General features: G+C 51.1%; 25 protein-coding genes and 2 pseudogenes. 22 read left to right on the top strand and 5 right to left on the bottom strand.

Annotated elements, in window-relative coordinates:
* Window positions 1–11: 11 nt before the first annotated feature.
* The 9 genes and pseudogenes from Q0Y46_RS13160 to Q0Y46_RS13200 form a co-directional block, all read left to right on the top strand.
* Window positions 12–283: pseudogene (locus Q0Y46_RS13160) on the top strand (iron-containing alcohol dehydrogenase); the annotation flags it as partial.
* A gap of 198 nt (window positions 284–481) precedes the next feature.
* Window positions 482–1,036: a carboxymuconolactone decarboxylase family protein gene (locus Q0Y46_RS13165; protein ID WP_073321672.1), complete on the top strand. Its 555-nt coding sequence runs from the start codon at window positions 482–484 to the stop codon at window positions 1,034–1,036.
* 90 nt (window positions 1,037–1,126) lie between these two features.
* Window positions 1,127–2,104, top strand: a complete 978-nt coding sequence (locus Q0Y46_RS13170) for an ABC transporter permease (RefSeq protein WP_173797873.1) — start codon at window positions 1,127–1,129, stop codon at window positions 2,102–2,104.
* 9 nt (window positions 2,105–2,113) lie between these two features.
* Window positions 2,114–2,914 carry an ABC transporter ATP-binding protein gene (locus Q0Y46_RS13175; RefSeq protein ID WP_297947958.1) on the top strand — a complete coding sequence of 267 codons (801 nt, stop codon included), beginning with the start codon at window positions 2,114–2,116 and terminating at the stop codon, window positions 2,912–2,914.
* 17 nt (window positions 2,915–2,931) lie between these two features.
* A complete protein-coding gene (locus Q0Y46_RS13180; RefSeq protein WP_297947960.1) occupies window positions 2,932–3,348 on the top strand; it encodes a DUF4418 family protein in 417 nt (138 codons plus the stop codon).
* Window positions 3,329–4,549: an ABC transporter permease gene (locus Q0Y46_RS13185; RefSeq protein WP_297947962.1), complete on the top strand. Its 1,221-nt coding sequence runs from the start codon at window positions 3,329–3,331 to the stop codon at window positions 4,547–4,549. The genes Q0Y46_RS13180 and Q0Y46_RS13185 overlap by 20 nt, the downstream gene beginning before the upstream one ends.
* Window positions 4,546–5,259 carry an ABC transporter ATP-binding protein gene (locus Q0Y46_RS13190; RefSeq protein WP_297947965.1) on the top strand — a complete coding sequence of 238 codons (714 nt, stop codon included), beginning with the start codon at window positions 4,546–4,548 and terminating at the stop codon, window positions 5,257–5,259. The genes Q0Y46_RS13185 and Q0Y46_RS13190 overlap by 4 nt, the downstream gene beginning before the upstream one ends.
* 152 nt (window positions 5,260–5,411) lie before the next feature.
* Complete coding sequence (locus Q0Y46_RS13195; RefSeq protein ID WP_297947968.1) at window positions 5,412–6,749, top strand: O-acetylhomoserine aminocarboxypropyltransferase/cysteine synthase family protein; 1,338 nt, start codon at window positions 5,412–5,414, stop codon at window positions 6,747–6,749.
* Window positions 6,750–6,776: 27 nt separating this feature from the next.
* The gene (locus Q0Y46_RS13200) at window positions 6,777–7,805 is read left to right on the top strand and encodes an ABC transporter substrate-binding protein (RefSeq protein WP_297947971.1); all 1,029 of its coding nucleotides are present in this window, start codon (window positions 6,777–6,779) and stop codon (window positions 7,803–7,805) included.
* Between the two features lie 163 nt (window positions 7,806–7,968).
* Here the strand turns inward: Q0Y46_RS13200 and metK are convergent, their stop codons facing one another.
* Window positions 7,969–9,159 carry a methionine adenosyltransferase gene (gene metK / locus Q0Y46_RS13205; RefSeq protein ID WP_073321641.1) on the bottom strand — a complete coding sequence of 397 codons (1,191 nt, stop codon included), beginning with the start codon at window positions 9,157–9,159 and terminating at the stop codon, window positions 7,969–7,971.
* Between the two features lie 243 nt (window positions 9,160–9,402).
* Between metK and Q0Y46_RS13210 the strand changes: the two genes are divergently transcribed.
* Window positions 9,403–10,362 carry a 50S ribosomal protein L11 methyltransferase gene (locus Q0Y46_RS13210; RefSeq protein WP_297947976.1) on the top strand — a complete coding sequence of 320 codons (960 nt, stop codon included), beginning with the start codon at window positions 9,403–9,405 and terminating at the stop codon, window positions 10,360–10,362.
* Between the two features lie 15 nt (window positions 10,363–10,377).
* A complete protein-coding gene (locus Q0Y46_RS13215; protein WP_297947979.1) occupies window positions 10,378–10,980 on the top strand; it encodes a dimethylsulfonioproprionate lyase family protein in 603 nt (200 codons plus the stop codon).
* An 18-nt stretch (window positions 10,981–10,998) separates the two neighbouring features.
* Here Q0Y46_RS13215 and Q0Y46_RS13220 read toward each other — a convergent pair whose 3' ends face one another.
* Window positions 10,999–12,423 (bottom strand): PLP-dependent aminotransferase family protein, encoded by a 1,425-nt coding sequence (locus Q0Y46_RS13220; protein WP_297947982.1) that lies wholly within the window; start codon window positions 12,421–12,423, stop codon window positions 10,999–11,001.
* A 140-nt stretch (window positions 12,424–12,563) separates the two neighbouring features.
* Here Q0Y46_RS13220 and pdxS point away from each other — a divergent pair, with 140 nt between their 5' ends.
* Both pdxS and pdxT read left to right on the top strand, forming a co-directional pair.
* Entirely contained in the window at window positions 12,564–13,442 is an 879-nt protein-coding gene (gene pdxS / locus Q0Y46_RS13225; RefSeq protein WP_173797890.1) for a pyridoxal 5'-phosphate synthase lyase subunit PdxS, read from the top strand.
* On the top strand, window positions 13,442–14,044 hold the full coding sequence (pdxT, locus tag Q0Y46_RS13230) for a pyridoxal 5'-phosphate synthase glutaminase subunit PdxT (RefSeq protein WP_297947985.1): 603 nt from the start codon (window positions 13,442–13,444) through the stop codon (window positions 14,042–14,044). The genes pdxS and pdxT overlap by 1 nt, the downstream gene beginning before the upstream one ends.
* 402 nt (window positions 14,045–14,446) lie before the next feature.
* On the opposite strand, the gene Q0Y46_RS13235 is transcribed toward pdxT, so the two are convergent.
* The 3 genes and pseudogenes from Q0Y46_RS13235 to Q0Y46_RS13250 form a co-directional block, all read right to left on the bottom strand.
* Window positions 14,447–14,728, bottom strand: coding sequence for a DsrE/DsrF/DrsH-like family protein (locus tag Q0Y46_RS13235; protein WP_295685548.1), 282 nt, complete (start codon window positions 14,726–14,728; stop codon window positions 14,447–14,449).
* A gap of 224 nt (window positions 14,729–14,952) precedes the next feature.
* Window positions 14,953–15,553: pseudogene (locus Q0Y46_RS13245) on the bottom strand (hypothetical protein).
* 117 nt (window positions 15,554–15,670) lie between these two features.
* Window positions 15,671–16,240, bottom strand: a complete 570-nt coding sequence (locus Q0Y46_RS13250) for an HD domain-containing protein (protein WP_297947993.1) — start codon at window positions 16,238–16,240, stop codon at window positions 15,671–15,673.
* Between the two features lie 142 nt (window positions 16,241–16,382).
* Here Q0Y46_RS13250 and cysT point away from each other — a divergent pair, with 142 nt between their 5' ends.
* The 9 genes from cysT to Q0Y46_RS13295 form a co-directional block, all read left to right on the top strand.
* Window positions 16,383–17,213: a sulfate ABC transporter permease subunit CysT gene (gene cysT / locus Q0Y46_RS13255; protein ID WP_295685538.1), complete on the top strand. Its 831-nt coding sequence runs from the start codon at window positions 16,383–16,385 to the stop codon at window positions 17,211–17,213.
* Window positions 17,213–18,055, top strand: a complete 843-nt coding sequence (cysW, locus tag Q0Y46_RS13260; RefSeq protein ID WP_297947996.1) for a sulfate ABC transporter permease subunit CysW — start codon at window positions 17,213–17,215, stop codon at window positions 18,053–18,055. Before cysT ends, cysW begins: the two co-directional genes overlap by 1 nt.
* A 17-nt stretch (window positions 18,056–18,072) precedes the next feature.
* Window positions 18,073–19,131: an ABC transporter ATP-binding protein gene (locus tag Q0Y46_RS13265; protein ID WP_297947998.1), complete on the top strand. Its 1,059-nt coding sequence runs from the start codon at window positions 18,073–18,075 to the stop codon at window positions 19,129–19,131.
* Between the two features lie 125 nt (window positions 19,132–19,256).
* Window positions 19,257–20,483, top strand: a complete 1,227-nt coding sequence (locus Q0Y46_RS13270; protein ID WP_297948001.1) for a PLP-dependent transferase — start codon at window positions 19,257–19,259, stop codon at window positions 20,481–20,483.
* 16 nt (window positions 20,484–20,499) lie between these two features.
* Window positions 20,500–21,357: a 4Fe-4S binding protein gene (locus Q0Y46_RS13275; protein ID WP_173556340.1), complete on the top strand. Its 858-nt coding sequence runs from the start codon at window positions 20,500–20,502 to the stop codon at window positions 21,355–21,357.
* Window positions 21,358–21,366: 9 nt separating this feature from the next.
* Window positions 21,367–21,744, top strand: coding sequence for a M67 family metallopeptidase (locus tag Q0Y46_RS13280; protein ID WP_297948005.1), 378 nt, complete (start codon window positions 21,367–21,369; stop codon window positions 21,742–21,744).
* A 158-nt stretch (window positions 21,745–21,902) separates the two neighbouring features.
* A complete protein-coding gene (locus Q0Y46_RS13285; protein ID WP_297948008.1) occupies window positions 21,903–23,381 on the top strand; it encodes a ThiF family adenylyltransferase in 1,479 nt (492 codons plus the stop codon).
* Window positions 23,382–23,564: 183 nt separating this feature from the next.
* Window positions 23,565–24,530, top strand: coding sequence for a family 2A encapsulin nanocompartment shell protein (locus Q0Y46_RS13290; RefSeq protein ID WP_073115771.1), 966 nt, complete (start codon window positions 23,565–23,567; stop codon window positions 24,528–24,530).
* On the top strand, window positions 24,517–26,072 hold a 1,556-nt coding region (locus tag Q0Y46_RS13295), incomplete at its 3' end, for an aminotransferase class V-fold PLP-dependent enzyme (RefSeq protein ID WP_297948012.1). The genes Q0Y46_RS13290 and Q0Y46_RS13295, both read left to right, overlap by 14 nt.

Genomic DNA, 26,072 nt, shown 5'->3' on the forward strand with positions numbered 1-26,072 from the left:
GAGAGTATTACATGATTGACTTCGAATATTATAACCCGGCAAAGATTGTTTTTGGAAGTCGCTTCAACTCGTTTACAGCGGAGATTTTATCAAGACGCTCGGCATCTACGACGTAATCAAGGATGCTGTTAAGGAACTCGGGATTCGTTTTTCCGAAAACGGGAATGTGGTTCCGAATCCTTCGATTGACTTGGTGCGCGAACTCGTGAAGCAGGGCAAGGAAAACCAGGTGGACTTTGTGCTCGCGGTCGGTGGAGAAAGTTCTATTGATACGGCGAAGGCATGGCAGTTGTCACCGTCGCTTGGACAAAGTATTTGGCGCGATGGCTGCACGCGCAACGCGTAACGGCAAGGTCGGACACTACGTGCCGCTGGATGCCGCAGCAATCAAGGATATCTTGAAAATCGCGTTGTAATAAAAAACTTCATCAAAAAACAATAACAAAAACGGTGCTTACGCACCACACGGAGAGTATAAACAATGGCAAGAGTACATTTAAAACAACCGAATGAATTGACTGGCGAAGCAAAGGCGGCTTACGAAAAGTTGGATGCTGCTGGCAAGGTGACCAACATGAAGTTGGTAATGCTCCAGGATTACGGTATCTACAAGGCTTTCATGGGCTGGTACGATGCTTGGGAAAGTCTCGAAAAGACGGTGGGTCTGCGTGCTGCAACGATTTTTGCACACTCGGTTTCTACGACGAACGGCTGCCTTCTTTGCTCGCTGTTCTTCATTAGCGACCTGAAGGCTCTGGGTCTCGATCCGAACAACTTCGAAACTTCGGAAAACGAGAAGCTTTTGCAGCAACTGGGCCAGCAGATCGTGAAGGATCCGACTAAGGTTCCGGACGAACTTTTCGAAGGCCTCCGCAAGTTCTATACCGACGAACAGATCATCATTATCGTGGGCTTTGGCGCCCAGATGCAGGCGACGAACAACTTCAATTCTGTCTTGGGCGTCGACGTCGACAAGCGTCTGTTGCCCTTGAAGGAATTGTTCAAGCCGGCAACTTGGAGAGAAAATATCAAGTAATTTGTACTCTCCGTACAACCTGGCGCTCCTGGAAATATTCGAAGTCCATTTTCAGGGGCGTCTTTTTTTGAACCTTTTCACGGAGACAGAATGAATTTTGTACTGACGATTTCAGGATTCCTGATTGCTTTTTTGGTGAACTTACTTTTTCCGCAGGTAGCCGAGAATGTGCGAATCAAGGAATATGTTTTTGGCGGGTTTACGGTTGACGACAATTTGGCGTACCGTTTGGTTTTGCTCGCCATTATTGCCTATTACGCTGTTTACGCGGTAGTGCTGTTTGTCCACAAGGCGAGAGCCGATAAGGTGACTAAATTTTTTGCGGGCGCGAAGTTTCGTTTTGCAGTTGGCTTGGCGCTTGCCGCATGGGATATTCTTGGAACCAAGTTGCTGTTTTTACCGCAGCCATTCTTTCCGGGGCCTGCGATTATTATGGACGCCTTTATTGGCGATACCAAATTCATTTGGCAGAATACGCTTTATTCGCTGCGCCTTTTCGTGGCCGGATTTTCGGTGGGCGTGGTGACGGGTGTGTTGACTGGTGTGCTGATTGGTTGGTATCCGAAGGCTCGTTACTGGATTTTGCCGGTGCTCAACATTTGCGGCGTGATTCCGGCGGTGGCGTGGATGCCTTTTGCCTTGACGCTTTTCCCGACTTCGTTTGCGGCGGCGACTTTCTTGATTGCGATTTGCTCCTGGTTCCCGGTGGCGACCATGACGGCCGACGGGGTGCAGGGTACGCCGAAGTCGTTGTTTGAACTTTCGCGCACTTTTGGCGCGGGGCAGCTGTACCAGATTTTCCATATTGCGATTCCCCATGCAATGCCGCAGATTTTTACGGGCATTATGACGGCGGCTGCGTTTGGCTTTACTACGCTCGTGATGGCCGAAATGATGGGGCAGCCGGGCGGTCTTGGCTATTACATTAACACTTCAAAAGTCTGGAGCGCTTATTACAAGGTGTTTGCGGCGATTGTCGTGATGGCTGTGCTGTTCTCGGCGATTTTGAAGGTGGTTGGCGTGGTGCAGCGTTATGTGCTTCGCTGGCAGAAAGGCGTTGTGCGATAGGAGGCTTTGATGACGGATATTTTAGATAAAGAAAAAATCTTGAAGATTCGCGATGTAAACCGCTCCTTCATCGATGAACGCACGGGCGAACCGCGACAGATTTTGAAAGATATCAATCTTTCTGTTTTTGAGGGCGAATTCATTTCGATTCTGGGTGCATCGGGTTGCGGCAAGACGACGCTTTTGCGCTTGATTGCAGGACTCGATCCTGTTCAAGATGGCAAGATTATTCTTGATGGTGAACCGGTGCATGGGCCAGATTCCAAGCGTGGTTACGTGTTCCAGCAGGGTTGCCTTTTCCCGTGGCTCACGGTAGAAGATAACATCGCGATGGGTCTCAAGATTCGCGGCGTTTATAAACAGAATAAGGACAAGGTTCACGAAATTATTGAGAAAATCGGTCTTGGCGGATTCGAGAAGAATTTTCCGCACCAGATTAGTGGCGGTATGGCGCAGCGCGTGGCAATTGCGCGTGCGTTGATTAATGATCCTGAAATCTTGTTGCTTGATGAACCCATGGGGGCGCTGGATTCGTTTACCCGTGCTGACATCCAGAACTTGCTTTTGGAGCTTCGCAAGGAACGCAACACCACCATGATTCTGGTGACGCACGATATTGACGAAGCGCTTTATTTGTCTGATCGTATCGTGATTATGACGCCGCGTCCGGGGCGCATTAGCGAGGTGCTTGAAATTCGCGACAGCTTCCCGCGTGAAAGAGGCTCGGCGCAGTTCCTGGAAAAGCGTCGCAACATCTTGGAACGCTTTAATTTGGCGCGTTCCAATACTGCACCGGAATACATCATTTAATCAACAAGGAGTTATATATGAAACAGTACAAAATATTTGTTATTGCGAATCTGATTTTCGGCATTTTGCTGATTGTCCTTACCAAAATGATCCTGCCTGTTTGTCACCCGATGGGCGGTGGCGTAATGCGTTGCGGTACGTCAACAACGGTTGACGCCGTTTTGGGACTTGTCTTGTTGGTAATTGCCGTTTTGGCGGCAAGGTTCCTTAAGAAAAAGGCTCATGTCATTCTTTCTGTGTTATCGCTTGTGGTGGGTATTTTTGTTTCACTGGTACCAACAGTGATTGTGGGAACATGCCCGCACGCACATATGGCATGCCACGCAGTAACAGCCCCCGTGCTTGCCGTTTTTGGGGTGCTGATTGCGCTTTTTGCAACGCTGAATTTGATTTTCTTGAAATTGAGGAGGCGAAATGAACAAGACGAACATTGATTTAATTATTGAAAATTATTTGCGAAACCCCTTTAGAAGTTTTGGGCTTTCGCTTTTGATTGCCTTGCTCGCTTCGGTGCTTTTGGTGGGCGGGCTTTTGTCGTTTTCGCTTTCAAAGGGCCTGAATCGCCTTTCGTCTCGCTTGGGTGCCGACGTCATCGTGATTCCCCAGGGGAGCGAAATCAACGACCAGACTGTACTTTTGCAGGGAGATTCCAAGTATGCCTATTTGCCGCAGGGCTCGCTGGAATTTATTCGTGGCCTTGACGGCATAGAAATTGCGACGCCGCAGTATTTTTTGACCACTTTGAATTCTAGCTGCTGCGAACAGAAAGTCATGATTATCGGTTTCGAGCCGGCTTCTGATTTTGTGATTCAGCCTTGGATTCACGAGGTCCTTACGGATAAACTCCCTAAGGGTGCTATCGTGGTGGGCAGTGAAATTAGCGTGGGCGAGAAAAGGACTGTCAGGTTCTTTGACCATGAATACCCTGTGGCGGCCACCCTTGAACCGGTCGGCAACAAGTTGGACCAGGCCGTTTTTGTTGATGTGGCGACACTTGCCGATATCCGCGAGGCAGCTAAGGCCAAGGGCGTGATTTTCTTGCATCAGGATGTCAAATCCGAAGGTTCGGATTCGCCGATTTACTCCAGCGTTTTAATTAAATTGCGCGCAGGGGCTGATATCGAGCGCCTCTCTCGAGAAATTCATACCCGCTTTGACGGCGTGCAGATTCGCACCCGCAAAGATTTGTTCTCGGGTCTTGAAAAGTCGGCGAACTTCTTGCAGATTGTGGTGTGGTCAATCGTGGCCCTTTTCCTGGTGATTGCGGTTGCCGCGATTGTGATTTCGTTTTCACTTTCGACTCGCGAACGCAGGCGTGAATATGCGCTTTTGCGAATTGTGGGCTATGCCCGCAAACGTTTAAGGACTCTTGTGCTGGGCGAATCGCTGCTTGTGTCGGCGGTAGGAACGTACATTGGCTTGCTGCTTTCGAGCGTGGCGTTTTTCACTTTTAAAATTTGGATTGGCGAACATGTCGGGGTTCCATTTATTGTCCCTGCAACTGTCGAAATTGCAGGTGTTTATGCGGTTGTGATTTTGCTTTTGCATTCGGTGGGACCGGTGGCGGTTTTCGGCGTGGCAAATAAGGTGAGCAATATTGATGCCTACGCCGCTTTGAGGGAGGTAGAACATTGATTTTAAACGTCTCTAATTTATATAAAACTTATACCCGCCGCGGCGAAGAATTCAATGCCGTCGAAGATGTTGAATTTTTTGCCTGGTCCGGCGATTTCTCGGTGATTTATGGTGAATCGGGAAGCGGAAAGAGTACGTTTCTTTCTCTGCTTTCGGGAATCAGTCGCCCTAGCAAGGGTTCCGTGATTTTTAATGGTGCCGATTTTGCGAATCTTTCGGATGACGCAATCTCAGCCGTTCGAAACGAGAAGATTGGCTACATTCCGCAAGAAGCCGTTTTTTTGCCGCAATTTAGCGTGCTTGAAAATATTTTCTTGCCGCGGGCGATTCGCGAGGGCAATAAGGTTGAGGTGAGGGATATTTCGGAATTGCTCGATATTGATATTCATTCAAAACTCGAAACTCTCGGCATTGCCCATTTGGTGAATGAAATGCCGGCAGAACTTTCGGGCGGTGAACTCAAGAGGGCCGCTATTGCGCGTGCCCTTGTTAACAATCCCGATATCGTGATTGCTGACGAACCGACCAGCAACCTTGACGAAACCAATGCCAAGATTGTCTTTGACCTTTTGGCGGAACTTGCGCAGTCGGGAACGTCGGTACTTGTGGCTACCCATGATCCTCGCGGCTTCAAGTATGGCGACCGCATTTACACCATGCACAAGGGAAGACTCTTGCCGAACGGTGAATCTGATTACGGCGGATTATAAATAAATCAATATTAAGTGATGTTGCCCTCGACTCGGTCGGGGGCATTTTCGTTATAAAAATTTTTGATAATTCCACATAAAAACAAAGTATTAGAAAAACTGTAAGTCCCTTTCTATTTTTCGCATTGAAATTTATAAGGAGAGTGATTCACATGTCAATTAATGCATCAAAAAAATCAAGTAAAATTTCAACAGATGTTACAAATCCGGCAAATTGGAATTTCGGCACCAAGTGCCTGCAGGCGGGCTGGAAGCCGAAAGTGGGCGAACCTCGCGTATTGCCGATTTTCCAGTCAACCACTTACAAGTACGAAGATGTTGACGAAGTAGAACGTCTTTTCTCGTTGAAACAATCGGGCAACAAGTACACGCGTACGGGCAACCCGACGGTAGCCGCTTTTGAAGCAAAAATTACCGAGTTGGAAGGCGGTGTGGGCGCTGTCGCAACAGCTTCGGGACAGTCGGCCGTATTGCTCGCAATTTCGAATTTGGTGAAGGCAGGCGATCACATTGTGGCTTCTAAGGCGGTGTATGGCGGAACCTACACGCTGCTTGATATTCGACTTTCTAAGCTCGGTGTCGAAACGACTTTCATTGACCCGGAAGCGCCTATTGCAGAACTTCGTAAGGCGTTCCGCCCGAATACAAAATTGGTCTTTGGCGAAACGATTGGAAACCCGGCGCTTGGCATTCTGGATTTCGAAAAGTTCTCGAAGCTTGCCAAGGAATTCGACGTGCCGTTCCTTGTGGACAACACCCTTGCAACACCGTTCTTGGTAAAGCCCTTGAAGCATGGGGCAAATGTCGTCATTCATTCTGCAACCAAGTACATTGACGGTCATGCCATCGCCTTGGGCGGTGTCGTGATTGATGGAGGCAATTACAACTGGAATAATGGAAAGTTCCCGGATCTTGTCAATCCCGATGCGCAGTACGCGAATACTTCTTACACTGAAAAATTCGGCCGCGCTGCCTACATTGTCAAAGCCCGCGCCCAATTTTTGCGCGATTTCGGTGCCGCACAGAGCCCTTTCAACGCGTTCCTTTTGAACTTGGGCCTTGAAACGCTCCATTTGCGTATGCCGCAGCACAGTTCTAATGCCTTGGCCTTGGCCGAATACCTTTCCAAACATCCGGCAGTAAACTGGGTCAACTATCCGGCGCTCAAATCTAGCCCGAATAACAAGCGCATTCGTAAGTATTTCGATTACCAGGGCGGAAGCGGCGTGCTGACCTTTGGCCTCAAGGGAGGCAAGGCTGCCATTCGCTCGTTCGTGAAGGCTTTGAAAGTCGCTGCCTTGGTGGTGCATGTGGGCGATGCTCGCACAAGCGTGCTGCACCCGGCAACGAGTACGCATTCTCAGCTTTCGCCGAAGGATAGGCTTGCTGCAGGAATTCCTGATGACATGATTCGCGTGTCCGTCGGTATCGAAGATCCGCGCGACATTATCGCCGATTTCGAACAGGCCATTAAGGCAAGTAAACATTAAAACATTGTCAACTACAGGAGTTTATAAATGAAGTTAGTCCAAACATTTTTATCGTTCGCAGCCGCTTTTACTTTGGGATTTGCACTCATCGCCTGCGAAGAAGAAAAAACTGAAAAAAACGCCGCTACCAATGAACCCGCTTTTAAATACGGTTCTGTCGAAATTCCCGTTTCCGATGGAACCCTTTGCATTGCGCCGTTCTTTGTCGCTAAAGAAAAAGGCTTCTTCGCCAAGGAAGGTGTCGATGTGAAATTCGTGTCGGCAAATGCGGAAACCCGCAAAATCGGCCTCAACAACGGAACGTATCCGATTACGAACTCCGACTTCGCCTTTTTCCAGTCCGTCGAAAACGGCGTGAATATCAAGGTGGTCGAAGGATTCCACGTCGGATGCATTCATTTGCTCGTCAAGAAGGGCTCGCCGATTCGCTCCGCGCAGGATTTGAAGGGCAAAAAGATTGCCGTGAACGCCATTGGGGCAACCCCGCACCAGGCCGCAACACTTTGGCTTGAAGCAAACGGAGTCTCAGCCATAAACGATGTGCAGTTCTTGCCCTACGCCGATGGCAACTTGGCGCTCGAAGCCTTGGAACGCGGGCAGGTTGAAGCGGTTTCACTTTGGGACCCGCTGGGAAGCCTTGCCGCTGTTGACGGCCGCGCCGACGTACTGATGGATTTGGCGACTGACCCTGTTTTTGCAGGCCGCTATTGCTGCTTCTATTATGTTTCGGGCATCCTTCTGGAAAAGGAACCGGAAAAGATCAAGGCTCTCCTTCGCGCTCTCGAACAGGCGCACACCTGGATCAGCGAACACCCGGAAGAAACCGTGGAACTCATGCAGGCAGGCAAGCACTCCGCCATCGAAGACAAGGAATTCGCAACCGCACTCATCAAGTCTTACGAATACCAGTCTCCTGAACAGAAAATCAAGAGTGGCCGCAACTTGAAAGCCGACTTGCACTACTTTGCAGACCTACTGCATAAAGTCGGATACTTGCAGCTGAATGCCGACGAATTCACCGAAAAAATCTATCGCGAAGTCGACTGGCATAAGTAATAATTTGTACTCCTAAATTCCTGTGCACTACTCTCCGCGCAGGTACCCCTCGGCAACACATGTTGCCGGGGGTGTTTTTATGTATGGAATATAGGTGTGCGGGCCATAATAAAAAAGGCTCGTCGTTTGACGAGCCTTAATCTTTTTGCTAGAGAGAATTCGCTTATGCTTTGGCGAGTTTCTTCAAAGTTGCAGCCTTGTCCGTCTTTTCCCAAGTGAAGCGAGCGCCGGTGCGGCCGAAGTGGCCAAGCGCTGCGGTAGCCTGGTAACCGGGCTTCTTCAAATCGAGCATCTTCACGATGCCTGCCGGAGAAAGGTCGAAGACCTTCTTCACGATTTCTTCAATCTTGCGGTCATCAATCTTGCCGGTCTTGAACGTATTCACCAGCACGGACACCGGCTTGGAATAACCGATGGCGTAAGCGAGCTGTACTTCGCAACGGTCTGCGAGGCCTGCGGCGACAATATTCTTTGCCACATAGCGTGCGGCGTAAGCAGCGCTGCGGTCAACCTTGCTCGGGTCCTTGCCGCTGAATGCACCACCACCGTGACGGCCCATGCCGCCGTAGGTGTCCACGATAATCTTACGACCGGTCAGGCCGCAGTCACCGTGCGGGCCACCAATCACGAACTTGCCCGTCGGATTGATGAGGAAGCGAGTTTTCTTGTCCAAAAGCTTTGCCGGAATCACCTTCTTGATAAGCTTTTCGATGATTTCCTTTTCGATGGTAGAATGCTTGAGTTCCTTGCCGTTCACGAATTCATCGTGCTGGGTGCTGACCACCACGGTATCGACGCGCACGGGCTTGTCGTTTTCGTCGTATTCGACAGTCACCTGAGATTTTGCATCGGGGCGGAGCCACTTGATTTTGCCGGATTCGCGGAGGTTCTGGATTTCTTCCATGAGCTTGTGGGCGAGGCTAATCGGAAGCGGCATCAGTTCCTTGGTTTCGTTCACGGCGTAACCGAACATCATGCCTTGATCGCCTGCGCCCTGCTTGTCATCTTCCTTGCCTTCGGCAGCCTTGGCGTCAACACCCTGAGCAATATCGGGAGACTGCTTGTCCACTGCAACGAGCACGGAGCAACCCTTGTAATCAAAAGCGAGTTCCGGGTTCACATAACCAATGCTTTTAATAGTCTTGCGTGCAATCTGCTGGTAATCGATAACTGCTTTAGTGGTAATTTCGCCAGAAATCACGACGAGACCGGTGTTGGCGAGCGTTTCGCAAGCCACGCGGCTGTTCGGGTCTTGGGCGAGGCAGGCGTCGAGAATTGCATCCGAGATCTGGTCGCAAACTTTGTCGGGGTGTCCCTTGGACACGGATTCAGAAGTAAAGAGATAATGTGCCATTGTATAAGGCTCCTTTTGTTAACAGCACCGAAAAGAACGTCGCATTTTTGAGCATTCCCAAGCGCTGAAAAAACGTGGTTTGAATTTCTATGCATAAATCTACATAAATGCATAAACCTTGTCAAGAAAAAACAGGCTTTTTACTTATACAAAAAATTGATAGCAAGTGCTAGAAATTTTGTATTGGACGCGGCTATAGTCCACATCTATATTTGCACTCAAAAAAAGTGAGGCAACCTATAAATGAGTATTTTAGTTGATGTTAAAAAGTATCTGGCTTTAGAAGAAGCACCGAAACATGTTCAAGATTACCTTTCCGTGGCTGTAACGGACCACGCCTATTTGCCAAAGACCGAAGATACTACTAGCGATTGGGTGGCCTACATCGCGGCACCTGCATTCAAGCTGATTCGCGAAAACTTGGGGCACGATGTGGAAGCGTTCGCTTCAATCGGAACGGGTTCCGGCATCGATGTCTTGACGGGCATTGAACTTTTGGGCGCCAAGCGCGTAGGTTTTACCGACTTGCTGGAAAGCGTGGTGGACGCCGCGGCCGAAAATATCAAGAAGAATTTGAAAGATGCAGATTCGGTTGAGTTGGAATTCGGTGCAGGCGACTTGTTACAGCCTCTTCAAAACGGCAAGCGCCGTTACGATGTGATTTACGAGAACCTGCCCAATGTTCCGCTAACAGATAACACCAAGATTGAAGACAAACGAAATAGCGGCCATTACCTGGAAAAGCGCGTCGAAGTGATTCCGGAATTCGTGCATGAACAGATGCTGGATTTGCATTATCTGGCGCTTAAGCAGGCTCGCGATTACTTGGCTGAGAAGGGTGCCGTTTATTCAACACTCGGTGGCCGCGTGCCGCTCAGTGCGTTTATCAAGCTCGGCGAATTGGCGGGCCTTTCTTCTGAAATCTTCACGTATTCCTGGAAGGTGCAGGCGGAACCCGAAGACGTGATTTCGGGTTATGCCGCACAAGAAAAGGCGGGGCTCGGGCCGTTCCGATTCTACCGCGCAAGCGACTTGCAAAAAGCATTCGCCGATATTTCGGTGAAGGAATCCGGCAAGAACGCTTTCGAAATCGAGAAGTCGCTGGAATCTTCGAAGCTTACTGCTAAAGAAGCTTACGAAGCATTCCTAAAGGGCGAAGTGATCGGCCATACGGTTGCCGTACTGAAATCAAACTTGAAGTAAAACGAGTGTATTTTGATGCAAGATTTTATCGCCCGTTTAATTGAAGAATCGAAGCGATTTCTGAATGAACGCGCCCAAATTGACGATGATATCGGTCAAGAGGCAGCCAAGTTTGTAGTGCGTGAAATCCCTGCCCCGAGTGGAACTTTCGAAAAAAGCGATTCTCCGCTGATTCGCTGGATTGAGGAGGCGATTCAATTTGGCAGCCCCGAAACGAAGCGCATGCTGAAAGCGTTAAAGCCCGCACTCCCTTTTTTGCCGTGGAAATACAATTACGAACCTCGCACCGATATGCCTGATTTAGGAAACCGTATGGGCTGGGGAGAAATCCTCGGGCCCGAAGCGCCGTATCACGACGAGCATTTTTGTTTCGGATTTACGCTTCTCGGAAAGAATACTTTGTATCCGGCGCATTACCACCCTGCCACGGAACTTTATGTGGTGCTTTCGGGCCTTGCCGTTTGGACATTAGACGGCGTTTCAAAAGTCCGCGGTCCCGGAGAATTTATTCTGCACCCGTCGAACCATGTACATTCAATGCAAACAAGGGATGAGCCTCTACTCGCACTTTACACATGGAGCGGCGAAGATGTCGTGACGCTCTCGAAGTACGTGTAATTGAGACATTAAACCTTTTTAGTTGCACAGGCTCGCGAGTATCTGCACTGCTTTTTGCATGCCCGCTTTATCTACCGACGAGTAGTTCACGACAAACTTGTGCTGCGATGGCTTTGCCTCAAAATAATACTCCGAAAGAGCGCGGATGTTTACCCCACGGAATCGGGCGCGGTTGCAGAATTCTATATCAGAACATTTCGTGTTCACTTCCAAGATAAAGTGGAGCCCGGCATCTTCTTCGTAAATTCGGGCGGCATTTGAAAGTTTGCTCTTGCGGATAGCCGACAGGAGCATATCGCGCTTGGCCCGGTACAGGTTGCGCATGCGGTTGATGTGCGTCTCGTAGTAACCGAGATCGATGAATTTTGCCATCACATACTGATCCAGGTTCGAAACCGTACACGAATAGAACGAAAGTTTGTTATGGAATTTCTCGACAAGATGCGGCGGGAGCACCATATAACTGAGGCGAATCGCAGAAGTCATCGTTTTGGAAAAGGTGTTCAGGTAAATCACCTTTTCGGTGACATCGATGTTCTGTAATGCGGGGATGGGCTTTCCGGTCATGCGGAATTCGCTGTCATAGTCATCTTCGACGATGTAGCGATTGGGAGATTCGGCAGCCCAACTGAGCAGGCGATAGCGTTCGCCGACGGGCATCACCATCCCTGTCGGAAAATGGTGCGCTGGGGAAATATGCACGACATCGACGTCTGATTTCTTGACAGAATCTACGAAGCTTTCCGCCGCAATGGGAATGTGATTCACCTTGACACCGTATTGGCTATACAGTTTTGATATTTTACTCCATCCCGGGTCTTCTACGCCATAGCACTTGTCAAATCCGAGCAATTGTACTAGCAAGCCATAAAGGTAATCAGTTCCGGCACCAATGACAATCTGTTCTGGCGACACCTGGATATTTCTGAATTCGCGGAGCATGCGGGCAATGGCTCGGCGAAGTTCTAGCGAGCCCATTCCCGGAGAAACTTGCAGCAAATCATTTTGCCTTTCGCAAAGGACCTCGCGAGTGATTTTTGCCCAAGTGGTAAAGGGGAACGCCTCAATATCGGAACCGTTGCTTGCGAAATCGGCGACATATTTCGGGTTGATATGTTCTGACTCGTCGGAGTGTTCTGCGCGGAGCCTGCGCGTGCGGGGTTTCTTGCGGTTCCGATGGACTTGCGCATTAGCCGCGGCATTTATGTCTGCGACAAAGAAGCCTTTTTTAGGGAGCGAGTAAATGTAGCCTTCGGCGAGGAGCTGGGCGTAAGCGTTTTCAACCGTCACGACGCTAATGCCAAGATTCTGCGCGAGGTTGCGTTTGGAAGGGAGCTGTTCTTCAGCAAGGACGTTTCCGCTTACGATATCTTTTTTGATGCATTGGTAAAGGTAATGGTAGAGGCTATTTGCTCCCGCCTTGGACATATCGTAAGTGAACATGAAACTGACCTTATTGAATTTGTAAATCTGATATTAAACTGACCTTATAAAAATAGTAAAAAACTGAATATTGTGCAGGTCAAGCGAATGTTTTAAATTACAGCCTGAAATTAAACCATTCCACAACCAAGGAGATTTACATGTCTGACCAGAATCGTTACGAACTCAACAAAAACCTAGCCCAAATGCTCAAGGGTGGCGTCATTATGGATGTGACTACCCCCGAACAAGCCAAAATTGCCGAAGCCGCTGGGGCCGCCGCCGTGATGGCATTGGAACGCATCCCTGCCGATATCCGTGCCGCGGGTGGCGTATCGCGCATGAGCGACCCCAAGATGATTAAGGGTATTCAGGACGCAGTTTCAATACCCGTAATGGCCAAGTGCCGCATCGGTCATTTTGCCGAAGCGCAGATTTTGCAGGCTATCGAGATTGACTACATTGACGAAAGCGAAGTGCTTTCTCCTGCCGACGATATTTTCCACATCAACAAGCGCGAATTCAACGTGCCGTTTGTCTGCGGCGCGAAGGACTTAGGCGAAGCGCTGCGCCGAATCGAAGAAGGCGCATCGATGATCCGTACCAAGGGGGAACCGGGTACGGGCGACATCGTCCAGGCCGTACGACACATGCGCCTGATGAACCAGGAAATCGCTCGCATTTCGAGCATGCGCGAAGACGAACTCTTTAATCGTGCCAAGGAACTCCAGGTGTCGTACGACCTGGTGCGCTTCGTTCACGACAACAAGAAACTCCCCGTGGTGAACTTCGCTGCCGGTGGTGTTGCCACCCCCGCCGATGCCGCCCTCATGATGCAGCTCGGTGCCGAAGGTGTTTTCGTAGGTTCTGGAATCTTCAAGTCGGGCAACCCAGCCAAGCGTGCCGCCGCCATCGTACAGGCCGTCACCAACTATACCGATGCAAAGCTCATCGCCAAGCTTTCTGAAGACTTGGGCGAAGCCATGGTCGGTATCAATGAACAGGAAATCGCACTGCTGATGGCCGAAAGGGGGAAATAATGAATATTGACAAGCCGCAAATCGGCGTGCTAGCGGTACAGGGGGCATTCATCGAACATGAACGCATCCTCAAATCGCTGGGTGCCGAAGCATTTGAAATTAGGCAGTTGCGCGATCTGAACCGACATTTGGACGGTCTTGTGCTCCCCGGTGGCGAAAGCACCGTGCAAGGAAAACTGCTCCACGATTTGGGGCTTTTCGAGCCTCTTCGAAAAAAGATTGTCGAAGGCCTGCCTGTGCTTGCAACATGTGCCGGCGCAATCCTCCTTGCCGAAAAAATTGCAGGCGAAAACAAGGCGCATTTCGCGACACTCCCCGCCATTATTCGCAGGAATGCTTACGGAAGGCAGCTCGGCAGCTTCTTTACGGAAAACGAAGTCGCGCACGTCGGAAAGGTCCCGCAGACCTTTATTCGCGCGCCCTTTTTTGAATCGGTCGGCGAAGGCGTCGAAATCCTTTCACGTACGGCAAGCTCAAATAGAGCCGACGCAACAGAGCAAATCGTTGCCGTTCGCTACAAGAACCAGATTGCACTTTCGTTTCACCCGGAACTCAATAGCGACACGAGCATTCACCAGTATTTCTTGAAGTTAGTGGGATGATTCACTTTCCACTTGCCAGGTGAAGCCAGCCGCCTCGATGGTGCGGAAGGTCTCTTCTAGGCTCTGGCCACCTTCGGTGAGGTAGCCTGACGCAAAAATAGAGTCGGCTACCTTGAAGAGCGTCTTCTTCAGGTTGTCGATTCGTTCTTTTTCATCTTGCGGATGCGTTCGGCCAATTTTTCGATATCGTCGTCTGCAAAACGGATGCCGCTAAGTCCGATACAGTGCCTCGCCAAATGCATTTCGTCAACGAGATCGTTGTCGCCATACAGCTTTTTGTCTTCTACATAACGATACTTTTCAATCGGTGCTTCGGAATCGCGGGACTGGGCGCAATAGGCGCAGTTCTGCGTTCGCGTTCAAAATATCGAGAGCGGCTTGTCTGTTTATCATAACGGGGCCTTAAATAAAATACGTCAGGTCGGACTTTTCGGTGGAGCCGAGCATCGTCGCGACTCCGCCGAGTTCCACGCCGTCAATCAACTCTTCCGCAGCGATGCCCATGAGTTCCATCGACATCTGGCAGGCGACAAACTTCACGCCCTTCTGCCTTGCGCTTTCAATCAGTTCTTCTAGCGAAGAAACACCGTTCTGCTTCTTGACGCGCACTTTTTCGGGCCTGCGCAAAATGCTTACACCCCAGAAGGTAAAGAACATCGTGACCGGGCGATAGGCCCTTAGCATCAACAAAGTGAACTTTTGGGATGGCGTCAAGCCCGCCTTCCACATTGTACACATCGTAATCGCGATCGGCAAGAATTTTTTTGACTTCGGACATTTTGTCGTGTAGAAAAGCGTTTAGCGGTGGTGACTCACAGAGTTAAAAGTGTGACAAGCAAAAAAACAAATTGCACCTAAGCGGCGCAATATTTCGGGATATACAATTTTTTTATAGCTTTTCAATCAAATCAGTCAACTAAATCGTTCTGGAAGCGCGATAGATGCTCGAACGGCAAGATCTGACGACCGCGGAAAAGGCCGCAACCGTCGTTTATTAGCTGGTTGTTGAATTCTGGCAGCACGTTTGCGATTTCGTACAGATACTTTTCTTCTACTTCGCGGCGGCTCTCGCCCTTTTTAATGTGGCAAACCGGCATCGAAATCACAATGCGGTAAGCAATCAAGTCGCGAAAGTTCAGCTTGCTCTTGATTTCGGCTTCTGTCGGGAATTTCACGTTTTTTTTTGTAGTAGCCGTAAATGTATTCAAGGATGTAACCATTGAATTTTTCTTCGGCGCGAATCAGCGACTTAATGCGACCCTTGAATGTAAAAGCCAAGAACGGGTATTCTCGCGTCATGAACTTGTAGAATTCCTTGATCCGCTGAGACTGCGAAGTCAAAAAGTCATTGTGCTCCAGCAATTCAATAATCTGAATCAGAAAATTCGAATGCGCAAGGTCGATGCTGTTGCGCGTTTCCTTCGCACCGTTCCTGAGGTCGTTAGAATACTGATGCAAAATTTTCAGCACCGTGTTTCCGGAATACAAGTAGTCGTTCAGCGTAATCATATTAAATCCTGCGCCCCATAGAATGCAAAAAAATATGCCAAAGCTCTTTCGCAAGATACTTTGGCATTTTTCGTTACAGTTTTTGGAAAACTTTACGGTTTTTGGATAGCGTCGTAATTACGCGGCGCTACCGGCAAGGCCGATTTCTGCGGCGTGTTCGCGCATACCCTCGATGCAGATGGCGGCGACGTCTTTCACGTCCATGCCGAGCAGGGCGCAGCCTTTCAGGATGTATTCGCGGTTGCACTTGGCGGCGAATTTCTTGTCCTTGAACTTTTTAATGAAACTTTTCACTTCGAGGTCCAGGATTCCGTTGGGGCGCATCCTTGCGCAGGCCTGGATGATTCCGGTGAGTTCGTCGACGGTAAACAGGCTCTTTTCCATGTTGGTCTTGGGTTCCACCTGGTTCACGATTTCAAAGCCGTGTGCCAAAATGGCGCGCACGTCTTCTTCGGAGACGCCTTGCGCGAGCAGTTCCTTTTCGGTGTGCTGCAGGTGTTCTTCGGGAAATTCCTGGTAGTCGTAATCGTGCAGGTAGCCCACGGCCTGCCAGTGTTCAACGTCCTCGCCAAAATGCTTGGCCATCGCGCCCATGGCGTAGCACACGTTGAGGGAATGGATGACCAGCGATTCTTCGGTTACGTGGCCCTTGTTGATTTCTTTTGCGCGTTCAAGTGTCAAGCTCATTTGAATTCTCCGATTTTTGTCGGTAATATAAATAATTTGGGGAGCCTATTGCGTCCCGTCCGTTATAAAAAAAAATGATAAATCAGCATAAATATTAAGTATTGGACGCCCTAAAAAATGCGTTCTATATTTGGCGACGTTTATGAAAAGAAAGAGTGTTGTCATACCGGGCTTTGGCCTTACTACGGGCGTTACGCTTGCGATTTTGAGCGTGGTGGTGCTGATTCCGCTTGCCTCGCTGGTCGTGTTTTCGGCCCAGATGAGCGCGAGCGAAATTATCGATGTCATCACGCGGCCGCGCGTGCTGTCCAGTTTTAAAGTGAGTTTCCTGACGGCTTTTGTCGCCTCGCTTATCAATGCAGTGATGGGCGTGATTCTTGCCTGGGTGTTGGTGCGTTACACGTTCCCGCTCAAGCGAATCGTGGACGGAACGATTGAGCTTCCGTTTGCGTTGCCTACAGCGGTGGCGGGCATTGCGCTTACGGCGCTCACTGCGGATACGGGCCTTGTAGGCGGTTTTTTTGCGAATTTCGGAATCAAGATTGCGTTTACGCGCATCGGCATCACGGTGGCGCTGGTGTTTATCGGCATCCCGTTCGTGGTGCGCGCGGTGCAGCCGGTGCTGGAAAAGTTGGACCCCGCTTACGAAGAGGCTGCGGGGGTGCTGGGCGCAAGCCGCACGCGGATTTTCTGGAAGGTCATTTTGCCGGAGCTGATTCCCGCCATCTTCACGGGTTTCGGGCTCGCTTTCGGGCGCTGCCTCGGCGAATACGGTAGTGTCGTGTTTATCGCGGGCAACATGCCCTTTGAAACCGAAATCGCTCCGCTCATCATTATGTCGGAACTTCAGGAATACGACTATTCCAGCGCGACGACAATTGCCCTCGTGATGCTGGTGGCGTCGTTCGTTACTTTGTTCCTGGTGAACGTGGTGCAGAACAGGAATGCCAAGATTCTCAAGGGAGGTAGCTGATGAGCGCAGTTACGCAGAACGGTCTCCATCGCGATACGAAGGGTTCTAAACTGGTCAGGTATTTGCTGATTGGCATAAGCCTGCTTTTCGTGTTCCTGATGCTTATTCTCCCGCTGATTACGGTGATTACCGAAGCGTTCAAGCAGGGTTTTGCGGTGTACAGCATGGCGGTTGCCGACGATTACACCATCAAGGCGATTCTCTTGACGCTAGAGGCGTCGTTTTTTGCAGTCGCCATCAACACGGTCTTTGGCTTGTGTGCCGCCTGGAGCCTCACGAAGTTCAAGTTCAAGGGGAAAAAGATTCTCGCGACGCTCATTGACTTGCCGGTGACGGTTTCGCCGATTATTGCGGGTCTCATTTTCTTGCTCACGTTTGGCCGTCAGAGCCCGATTTTCCCGCTGTTGCAGGATGCCGATATCAAGATTGTCTTTGCGGTGCCGGGAATCGTGCTTGCGACGATTTTCGTGACATTCCCGTTCATTTCGCGCGAACTGATTCCGGTGCTGGAATCGCAGGGAACCGACGAGGAAGAGGCGGCGGCGCTCATGGGTGCGAAGGGTTTTACGATTTTTAGGCGCATCACTTTTCCGCATATCAAGTGGGCTTTCCTTTACGGCGTGGTGCTCTGCGCGGCGCGTGCCATGGGTGAATTCGGTGCGGTGTCGGTGATTTCGGGCCACTTGCGCGGAAAGACGAACACGCTCCCGCTCCATGTGGAAATCCTTTTTAACGAGTTCCAGTACGTGCCCGCGTTTGCGGTGGCGTCGATACTGGTGATGCTTGCCATTCTCATTCTGGTTGCTCGAAGCGTCATTGAACATAAGGGAAGAAAGAAATAGCCTTGAAAGGAGATTTTATGTACGTCGAACTCAAACATATCAACAAGCATTTCGGAAATTTCAAGGCCTCGGACGATGTGACTGTCGGCATCGAGAAAGGCAAGCTGATTGGCCTTCTGGGCCCGAGCGGTTCGGGCAAGACGACGATTCTTCGCATGATTGCAGGGCTCGAGAACCCAGACAGTGGCGAAATCATCATCGACGGGAAGGTCATCAACGATGTACCTGCGAGCAAGCGCGGTATCGGGTTCGTGTTCCAGAGTTACGCCCTGTTCCGTTACATGACGGTCTTTGATAACGTGGCCTTCGGTTTGAAGATTGCGAAGAAGCCCGCAAATGAAATCAAGGAACGTGTCCACGAACTCTTGGAACTGGTGGGACTTTCTGGCCTTGAAAAACGCTACCCGAGCGAACTTTCGGGCGGGCAGCGCCAGCGCGTGGCCTTTGCCCGTGCGCTCGCTCCCCACCCTCAGTTGCTTCTGCTCGACGAGCCGTTTGCTGCAATCGATGCAAAGGTGCGCCAGGAATTGCGCAGTTGGCTCAAGGGAATGATCCAGAAACTCGGCGTTACGAGCATCTTCGTGACCCACGACCAGGACGAAGCCATCGAAGTGGCCGACGAAATCATCATTACTAACCGTGGCCGCATCGAGCAGGTGGGCACGCCCTACGAGGTTTACAGTAACCCGACAACCGCCTTTACGGCATCGTTCTTCGGCCAACCCAGCATTTTCAGGGATTACAGCAAGTTCCGCCGTTTTGACGTTCTCAAAAATGCAGAGAACGCGATTGTGCGCCCGGAATTCGTGAAGGTGACCAAGAAAACCGAAGTGCAGAAGTACAAGAATTCTGCAGAAGAAGGCGTCGTGGAAGAAGTGGATTTTCGCGGTTACGGTATCGAGCTGCACGTTCGCGTGAACGGGATCTTGCTTACAGCGCGGCGCTCCTTTGACCAGCCGAGAATCGAGGTAGGCGAGAAGGTGGACGTGTTCATCTATCGCATGTTCGTGACCCAGGGAGATACCGCGACACTACTCGAGAACAAGTCGCTGCGTGAGCCGGTGGTGGTGATTTAAAAATTGCCGATTTTGGCTTCGTTATAGAAAAAACTGATAATTCCGCATAAAAATTAAGTATTGGACGCATTGAAAATCGCGTTCTATATTTGGCTGCGAACAAAAGATGTACGGAGATTTGCTGGATGAATTTTGATACGGCTTTATTGCACCAAAATTTTGGTAGCGACCGATGTAGCGGTTCTACGCTTGCGCCGATTTACCAGGTGAGCGCCTTTTCACAGGATTCCGCCGAAAAACTCGAAGCCGTGTTCAACAATAAGGCTCCGGGTTTTGCGTATACGCGCATTGCGAACCCCACGAACGATTCCTTTGAACGCCGTATCGCGTCGCTCGAGAAGGGCATTGGCGCGGTGGCGTGCTCTTCGGGCATGGCGGCAGTAACTATCTCGCTTTTGAACATTTTGCATGCGGGCGACGAGGTGATTGCGAGCGCCGGGCTCTTTGGCGGCACGATCGACCTGTTCCATGACTTGGAAGCATTCGGCATCACGACGCGGTTCGTTACCGAAGTGACGGCTGAAAGTGTCCGCGAACAGCTGAACGAAAGGACGAAGGCGGTGTTTACGGAACTTATCGGGAACCCGAAACTGAACGTTGTTGACTTGAAGGCCGTGGCGGATGCTGCCCACGAGGGCGGTGTCCCGTTTATCGTCGATAGCACGACGGCTACGCCGTACCTTGTGCATCCCTTCGATTTCGGCGCGGATATCGTGGTACATTCCTCTTCGAAGTACATTAACGGCAGCGGTTCTGCGATTAGCGGCCTCATTGTCGATAGCGGAAAGTTCCCATGGGATTACGCACGCTACAAGGGCCTCGAGGAATACAGGCGTTTCGGCAAGTTCGCCTATATCGCGAAACTGCGCAACGGAATCTGGCGCAATGTAGGTTGCTGCGTTGCTCCCCAGACATCTTTCCTGAATTCGCTTGGGCTCGAGACTCTCGGGCTGCGCATGGATCGCCTTTGCAGCAATGCGCTGCAACTCTCGGAATTTTTGCAGGGTTTTGATGACGTTTCTGTCAACTATCCGGCCCTGAAAAGCAGCCCCTATTACGACCTGGTGCAGAAGCAGCTTGGCGGCAGGGGAGGCGCAATCCTCACGATTGACGCAGGCACCAAGGAAAGGGCGTTCAAGCTGATTAACGGCCTCAAGTACGCCACCATCGCCACCAATATCGGGGATATCCGCACGCTGGTGATTCACCCGGAAAGCACCATCTTTACGCACAGTTCCAAGGAACAGAAGGAACATGCGGGAATTTTTGAAGGGACTATTCGCGTGAGCATCGGTATCGAGAATGTCGAGGATCTGAAGGAAGATTTCGAACAAGCTATAAAGAAAATTTAAACGGAGACACAAAAATATGGCAACGGATTATGCAACTCTAAAAAAGGGCGGTTGGATGCGCCAGAAGCAGAAGAACAACTTCTCGCTTCGCGTGCGCGTCGTGGGCGGAAACCTGACCGCCACCCAACTCGCTAAAATCGCGGAAGTCGCCGAAAAATACGGTGAAGGTTACGCTCATTTGACCTCCAGACAGAGCGTCGAAATCCCATTCATCAAGCTCGAAAACGTAGAAGACGTGAAGGCGGCCTTGGCCGAAGGCGGCGTGGAACCGGGCGTTTGCGGACCGCGCGTGCGTACCATTACGGCGTGCCAGGGTGAAGCCGTTTGCCCGAGTGGCTGTATTGATACCTACGCGCTTGCCAAGGAACTCGATGACCGCTATTTTGCCCGTGAACTCCCGCACAAGTTCAAGTTCGGCGTGACCGGTTGCCAGAACAACTGCCTCAAGGCAGAAGAAAACGACGTGGGCATCAAGGGTGCCATCAAGGTCAAGTGGCTCGAGGACAAGTGCATCGGCTGCGGGCTCTGTGCAAAGACCTGCCGCAAGGGTGCCATCAAGGTTGAAAACAAGAAGGTCATCTTCGACGAATCGCAGTGCAATTTCTGCGGTCGCTGCTACAAGTCTTGCCCGACGGATGCCTGGGAAGATACCCACGGCTACATCGTCTCCTTCGGCGGGCTTTTCGGCAACAATATCAACAAGGGCGAAACGATTATCCCCTTCATCGAAGACAAGCAAAAACTGCTGGACATCTGCGATGCGGCCATCACGTTCTTTGCCGAGAACGCGAAACCCGGTGAACGCTTCAAGTACACCATCGACCGCATCGGTCGCGACGTCTTTGCGAAGAAAATCCTGGAAGCGGGTGTCTAGCGTTAAGAAATGAGCTGGCGGCAACGTATTGCAGAAGAGGCCCGGCAAAGTTATCCGCACGAATGTTGTGGTATTTTGCTCGGAAAAAACACCCCGGACGGCAAGTTCGAGGTGATGGAAATACGTGCTTTGCCTAACCGGATTCAAGGAGAGGGGAGAGGAACGCATTTCGAGGCGGACCCTCTCTTTCTTTACCAGGTGGAGCGGGAAATCGAGGGAAGCGGGCTTGAAATAGTCGGTTTCTACCATTCGCACCCCGATTATGAGGCAATCCCGTCTAGGGAAGATGCCGAAAACATGGTCCCAGGGCTTGTTTATGTGATAATTTCGGTGACAGGAGAGGGAGTTGTCGATATCAGAAGTTACAAAAACGATATCAAATGCTGACAGGCCCTTGCCGTTATAGGCGTTATAAAAAAAAGTGATAGGACTGCATAAAAATTATGTATTGGACGTAGGCAAAATCCGGTTCTATATTTCGCATTGAAAATAATCCTGTTGGTTATTTTGTTCAAAATACCACTTTTCTTTGTACGGAGGAAAAAGTGAAAATATACATCTCGGCTACCCTTAGAAATTTTTTTGGTAGGAATGCGCGGATAGAAATTCCCGCGAGTACGGTCAGGAAGGCTCTCGCCATCCTTTTGGACATGTATCCGGATGCCAAGAACGTCCTTTACGATGATGGTGGCAAGCTCCGGAACTTTATTCAGATTTATGTCAACGGCAAGAACCTGACGGTGGAAACCCTCTGGGAAACGCCGCTTCCCGAAGAGACTGAAATCCTGTTGTTGCCGGCAATCGCCGGCGGAGCGCCTGTTGAAGAATCGCAGAGCGCTGCGGTTGAAAGTCTCATTTCGGACGAGAGGCGCAAGGAAGTCGCCTTCGATGACAGTGAGGTGGAACGCTTCGGCAAGCACCTAATGCTTAAGGAAATCGGCGTGAAGGGCCAAAAGCGCATCAAGGCCGCCAAAGTTGTTGTCGCGGGTGCGGGCGCGCTCGGTTCGCCTGTAATCCAGTACCTTGCCGCGGCGGGTGTCGGGACCATCAAGGTCATCGATTTCAGCGAGGTCTCGCTCGAAAATTTGCAGAGCCAAGTGCTTTACGGGACTCGCGATATCAAGCGCCCGAAGGTCGCCTCTGCCAAGGACAAGGTAAAAAACATCAACAGGAATATCGAATTTATCGCCGAAAAGGTGCAGCTAGATTCTTCGAATATTCTGGAACAGATTGACGGTTACGATTTGGTGGTCGACTGCTCCGACAACTACAAGGCGCGCTACCTCATTAACGATGCGTGTGCGCTGCACGGCATTCCCGTCGTGTTCGGCGCGATTTACCAGTTCGAGGGCCAGGTGGGCATTTTCAATCTGGACGGCGGACCGTGCTACCGTTGTCAATTCCCGTCGCCTCCTCCGTCGGGGCTCATTCCTTCCTGTTCCGAAGGTGGTGCGATCAGTCCGCTTCCGGGCATTGTGGGAAGCATCCAGGCCAATGAGGCGCTAAAACTGATCTTGGGTATCGGCGAGCACCTGAACGGAAAACTCCTGCATATTGATAGCCTGTACCTGACCTCGCGAATTTTGAAGGTGGAACGCAACAGGAACTGCCCCATTTGCGGAAGCAACCCGACGATTACCGATGTCGAGGAAATCGATTACGATGAACTTTGCGGGCTCAAGACCGAAAACGAAATTCCGGTGGAGGGCTTTACTCCCGAAGAACTCGCGAAGAAGATTGACAATGGCGACCCGATGACGATTATCGATGTACGCGAACCGCACGAACGCGCGATTTTGCGCTTCCCGAACGCCATCGTGATTCCCATCGGGCAGCTGGCCCGCAGGCAGAAGGAACTGGACCCGAACAAGGATACCGTCTTTATTTGCAAGCAGGGCAAACGCAGCATTCTCGCCATCAACACCTTGCGCGAGGCGGGCTACACGGGGCCGCTTTACAACCTGAAGGGCGGTGTCGATGCCATGAAGGATATCATGTTCTCGCACGAAGGCGCTTGGTTATAATAACAGATTATAGCGCAATAAATCAGTACAAAATTCTTAAAAAATCTCTTCGAGAAACGCAAATAAATAACAACAAAGTAAGAATCGCTTTTTCTAACTTAATCCTACTAAAATTGTAGAGAAACAACAGGAACAAACTATAACAATCTAGTTTTCACAACTCACAACAAGAGGTAAACCACTATGGCAAATGAAGCTACAGAAAAGAAAACCGGCATCAATGCGCTTGGCGCAAAGGCTGCCTACAACCTGGCGAACGTCACCAAGACCAAGCCGCAATTTGGTGCGCTGACTCCCAAGTGGCTCACCAAGTTCCTTGAATTCAAGGGTCTTGAAACGGGCCTGTTCCGTGTGAACAAGGTCGTGGAAGGCGAAACCCCGCTCGATGTTCTTTGCAGCCAGACCAAGAAAACCGACATTATTCCGGAAGGCTACGTCGAATACGAAACCGAACCGCGCGAATACAAGCTGAATTCTATCTCTACGATTATCAACGTGAACACGGCCATCGAAGACGTTTACAGTTCTCCGTATGACCAGGTTCAGGAACAGCTCGGCCTCGCTATCGAATCGCTCCGCGAACGCCAGGAAAGCCTGCTTATCAACAACGATGATTACGGCCTGCTGAAGAACGTGGCCGATTCCCAGCGCATCCAGCCGCTCCGCGCCGATGGCCGCCCCACACCGGACGATCTCGACGAACTCATTTCGAAGGTCTGGAAGGAACCGTCCTTCTTCCTCGCTCATCCGCGTGCCATTGCCGCGTTCGAACGCGAATGCACCCGCCGTGGCGTGCCGCCTGTTGTTGTCGATATCGCCGGTGGCAAGTTCCTTACCTGGCGTGGCATTCCCCTGGTCCCGACCGACAAGCTCCTCGTGGATGGCGTGAAGAATCCGAAGTCCCAGGGCGGCAAGACCAATATCTTGCTCGTGCGCACTGGCGAAGCCAAGCGCGGCGTGATTGGCCTGTTCCAGGCCGGTCTCAAGAACGAACACTCTCGTGGCCTTTCCGTGCGTTTCCGCGGTATCGACAACAAGGGTGTCGCTTCTTACCTGCTTTCCCTGTACTGCTCTGCGGCTATCCTTGCCGACGACGCTATTGCAGTCCTTGAAGATGTAGAGGTTGGCGAATACTATGATTACGAATAATCCAGATACCAGATCGCTGGAAGAACTCGCCGGAGTTCCCAATGCGGCTGAACTGGAGCAGTTGGCAAATGAGTACTTTCCCGACTTGACGGACAGTGCTTATGCTGCAACTCCCGCGGCACCCGAAGTGCAGAACGCTTCTGCGGCTCAGGGAGTAAGCGCCGCCCAAGGGGCAACCGCCATCAACCAGACTCCCGCATTCGACTGGGAACATCCTTTTGCGACTTATGGCGACCAGCCGACTTCTTCGGCTCCGTTTGCCTACGGCGGCAATTCTAGCGATACCTGGCTCAATACGATTGAAGCCCCTGCAGTTCCCGAAGCGGAATTTGTGTCACAGTTCGGCGATGTCCCGGCGGCGCCCGCGCCTGCAACGGGGTATTCTCCGAAGGTCCTTTCCAAGACCCAGGCGGCAGAAAACGCTCGCCCGATTGACGCTCCGACATCTCTCGGTGGCGATTCCGTGAAGGCGGGCTCTGCAAACAGCGGCTCCAATTCCCGCAACGAATCCATCCGCATCGGTTCCAAGAACCTTGCGCAAATCCGTAGCGACTTCCCGATTCTTTCGAAGCAGGTAAACGGGCATCCTCTCGTTTGGCTCGATAACGGTGCAACGACACAGCGCCCGCAAGTAGTGATTGACCGCCTCAAGTACTACTACGAAAACGAGAACTCCAACGTGCACCGTGGCGCCCATACGCTGGCGGCTGCATCGACGGATGCCTATGAAAACGCCCGCAACATCGTGCGTGACTTTATCGGGGCCCCGTCTTCGCAGGAAATCGTATTCGTGCGCGGTACCACTGAAGCAATCAACCTGGTGGCTAACGCCTACGTGAAGCCGACACTCCAGCCGGGTGACGAAATCATCGTCTCCATCCTGGAACATCACGCCAACATCGTTCCGTGGCAGCTCATTGCCGAAGAAACGGGCGCCATCATCAAGGTGATTCCGTGTGATTCTACCGGCCAGCTCAAGCTCCACGATTACGAGGCTCTGTTCACGAAGCGCACCAAGTTCGTTTCCGTGACGCATGTCTCGAACGTGCTCGGTACGGTCACCCCGATCGAGGAACTCATCGCAATTGCCCACAGGCACGGCGTGAGAATCCTCATTGATGGTGCACAGTCCATCGCGCACATTCCGGTGAATGTTTCCGCCCTCGATGCAGACTTCTTCGTGTTCTCGGGACACAAGGTGTTTGCTCCGACCGGTATCGGCGTCGTTTACGGCAAGAAGGAATTGCTGGAAGCCGCCCGCCCGTACCACGGTGGTGGCAATATGATCGCTGATGTGACCTTCGAACGCACCATCTACAACGGAATCCCGAACAAGTTCGAAGCGGGAACCGGAAGCATCGCCGATGCAGTTGGCCTCGGTGCTGCACTCCAGTATCTCTCCGAAATCGGGATGCCTTGCGTATTCCGCTGGGAACATGAACTGTTGCAGTATGGCCTCAAGGAACTGAAGACCGTCAAGGGTCTGCACCTTGTAGGTACGGCACTCAACAAGGCTTCTGCTCTCGCCTTCAAGCTCGACGG

This window comes from uncultured Fibrobacter sp. (assembly GCF_947305105.1).
In the GTDB taxonomy this organism is placed as follows: domain Bacteria; phylum Fibrobacterota; class Fibrobacteria; order Fibrobacterales; family Fibrobacteraceae; genus Fibrobacter.

Bases quoted from the DNA above. Each gene is read 5' to 3' on its own strand.
- pdxS (WP_173797890.1), top strand. From the start codon at position 12,564: ATGTCTGACCAGAATCGTTACGAACTCAACAAAAACCTAGCCCAAATG.
- Q0Y46_RS13185 (WP_297947962.1), top strand. From the start codon at position 3,329: ATGAACAAGACGAACATTGATTTAATTATTGAAAATTATTTGCGAAAC.
- Q0Y46_RS13175 (WP_297947958.1), top strand. From the start codon at position 2,114: ATGACGGATATTTTAGATAAAGAAAAAATCTTGAAGATTCGCGATGTA.
- Q0Y46_RS13275 (WP_173556340.1), top strand. From the start codon at position 20,500: ATGGCAACGGATTATGCAACTCTAAAAAAGGGCGGTTGGATGCGCCAG.
- Q0Y46_RS13200 (WP_297947971.1), top strand. From the start codon at position 6,777: ATGAAGTTAGTCCAAACATTTTTATCGTTCGCAGCCGCTTTTACTTTG.
- Q0Y46_RS13250 (WP_297947993.1), bottom strand. From the start codon at position 16,240: ATGAGCTTGACACTTGAACGCGCAAAAGAAATCAACAAGGGCCACGTA.
- cysT (WP_295685538.1), top strand. From the start codon at position 16,383: ATGAAAAGAAAGAGTGTTGTCATACCGGGCTTTGGCCTTACTACGGGC.
- cysW (WP_297947996.1), top strand. From the start codon at position 17,213: ATGAGCGCAGTTACGCAGAACGGTCTCCATCGCGATACGAAGGGTTCT.
- Q0Y46_RS13165 (WP_073321672.1), top strand. From the start codon at position 482: ATGGCAAGAGTACATTTAAAACAACCGAATGAATTGACTGGCGAAGCA.
- Q0Y46_RS13235 (WP_295685548.1), bottom strand. From the start codon at position 14,728: ATGCTAAGGGCCTATCGCCCGGTCACGATGTTCTTTACCTTCTGGGGT.
- Q0Y46_RS13265 (WP_297947998.1), top strand. From the start codon at position 18,073: ATGTACGTCGAACTCAAACATATCAACAAGCATTTCGGAAATTTCAAG.
- Q0Y46_RS13170 (WP_173797873.1), top strand. From the start codon at position 1,127: ATGAATTTTGTACTGACGATTTCAGGATTCCTGATTGCTTTTTTGGTG.
- Q0Y46_RS13180 (WP_297947960.1), top strand. From the start codon at position 2,932: ATGAAACAGTACAAAATATTTGTTATTGCGAATCTGATTTTCGGCATT.
- Q0Y46_RS13210 (WP_297947976.1), top strand. From the start codon at position 9,403: ATGAGTATTTTAGTTGATGTTAAAAAGTATCTGGCTTTAGAAGAAGCA.
- Q0Y46_RS13215 (WP_297947979.1), top strand. From the start codon at position 10,378: ATGCAAGATTTTATCGCCCGTTTAATTGAAGAATCGAAGCGATTTCTG.
- Q0Y46_RS13280 (WP_297948005.1), top strand. From the start codon at position 21,367: ATGAGCTGGCGGCAACGTATTGCAGAAGAGGCCCGGCAAAGTTATCCG.
- Q0Y46_RS13270 (WP_297948001.1), top strand. From the start codon at position 19,257: ATGAATTTTGATACGGCTTTATTGCACCAAAATTTTGGTAGCGACCGA.
- Q0Y46_RS13220 (WP_297947982.1), bottom strand. From the start codon at position 12,423: ATGTTCACTTACGATATGTCCAAGGCGGGAGCAAATAGCCTCTACCAT.
- pdxT (WP_297947985.1), top strand. From the start codon at position 13,442: ATGAATATTGACAAGCCGCAAATCGGCGTGCTAGCGGTACAGGGGGCA.
- Q0Y46_RS13195 (WP_297947968.1), top strand. From the start codon at position 5,412: ATGTCAATTAATGCATCAAAAAAATCAAGTAAAATTTCAACAGATGTT.
- metK (WP_073321641.1), bottom strand. From the start codon at position 9,159: ATGGCACATTATCTCTTTACTTCTGAATCCGTGTCCAAGGGACACCCC.
- Q0Y46_RS13290 (WP_073115771.1), top strand. From the start codon at position 23,565: ATGGCAAATGAAGCTACAGAAAAGAAAACCGGCATCAATGCGCTTGGC.